General features: G+C 70.2%; 1 protein-coding gene and 2 pseudogenes. 2 read left to right on the top strand and 1 reads right to left on the bottom strand.

The window, feature by feature from the left end; genetic code table 11:
• Positions 1-109 (top strand): annotated as a pseudogene (locus A5709_RS11695) (protein tyrosine phosphatase); the annotation flags it as partial.
• Between the two features lie 11 nt (positions 110-120).
• Positions 121-954 (top strand): SURF1 family protein, encoded by an 834-nt coding sequence (locus tag A5709_RS11690; protein ID WP_156673146.1) that lies wholly within the window; start codon positions 121-123, stop codon positions 952-954.
• A gap of 74 nt (positions 955-1,028) precedes the next feature.
• On the opposite strand, the pseudogene A5709_RS27450 reads toward A5709_RS11690, so the two are convergent.
• Positions 1,029-1,104: pseudogene (locus tag A5709_RS27450) on the bottom strand (protein tyrosine phosphatase); the annotation flags it as partial.

Below are 1,104 nucleotides of genomic sequence, written 5' to 3'. Positions count from 1 at the left end.
CTACGGCGACGCGCAGGACTTCGAGGAGGTCTTCGCGGTCATCGAGGCCGCGCTGCCCGGCCTGCACGCCTGGGTGGACGACCGGCTCGGCGGGAACGGATCGCCCTGATGCCCCGGGCGCTGCGTCGGCTGGCGTTCCTGCTGCGGCCCGGCTGGATCGCGCTGGCGCTCGTGGTCGTCGCCTTCACCTACCTGTGCTTCACGGTGCTGGCGCCCTGGCAGCTGGGCAAGCACAACCGGACGTCGCGGGAGAACCGCCAGATCGAGTATTCCCTCAACACCGAACCCGTCCCACTCAAAACGCTTCTGCCACAACAGAATTCCTCGGCCACGAACGCGCAGTGGCGCCGCGTGACGGCCACCGGGCACTACCTGCCCGACGTCCAGGTGCTCGCCCGGTTGCGGGTGATCGAGGGCAAGCCGGCGTTCGAGGTGCTGGCACCGTTCGTCGTCGACGCCGGACCCACCGTGCTCGTGGACCGCGGCTACGTGCGGCCCGAACAGGGATCCCACGTCCCGCCGATCCCCCGCCCGCCCCAGGACACGGTCACCATCACCGCGCGGCTGCGCGACTCCGAGGCCGTCGCGCCGGGCAAAGATCCCTTCACCCAAGACGGTGTGCAGCAGGTGTACTCGATCAGCACCGAACAGGTCGCGGCGCTGACCAAGGTCCCGCTGGCGGGCTCGTATCTTCAGTTGACCGAGGACCAGCCCGGCGGGCTCGGCGTGATCGGCGTGCCGCACCTGGACGCCGGGCCCTTCCTGTCCTACGGAATTCAGTGGATCTCGTTCGGCATCGTCGCGCCACTCGGGTTGGGCTACTTCATCTATTCCGAGATCCGCGCGCGCCGACGGGAAAAGCAACAGCAACCCGCGGCCGAGGCGGCGCCGGCTCCAGAGACCCCGAAGACCGTGGAGGCGAAACTCGCCGACCGCTACGGCCGCCGCAGGTAACACAGCAGCACCGCCAGCAGCGCGGCGCCCGCTTGCACCGTCCGCGACAGCGCCACGGCGCGGCGCAGGTCGGCCACCCAGGCGTGCAGGCCGGGCAGCGCGGCCTCGATGACCGCGAAGACCTCCTCGAAGTCCTGCGCGTCGCCGTAG

Origin of the sequence: Mycobacterium sp. E1386, from assembly GCF_001672745.1 — a bacterium.
Taxonomy (GTDB): domain Bacteria; phylum Actinomycetota; class Actinomycetes; order Mycobacteriales; family Mycobacteriaceae; genus Mycobacterium.
The sequence above is the reverse complement of the archived record's forward strand: the minus strand, read 5'-3'. Positions and strand labels throughout refer to the sequence as shown.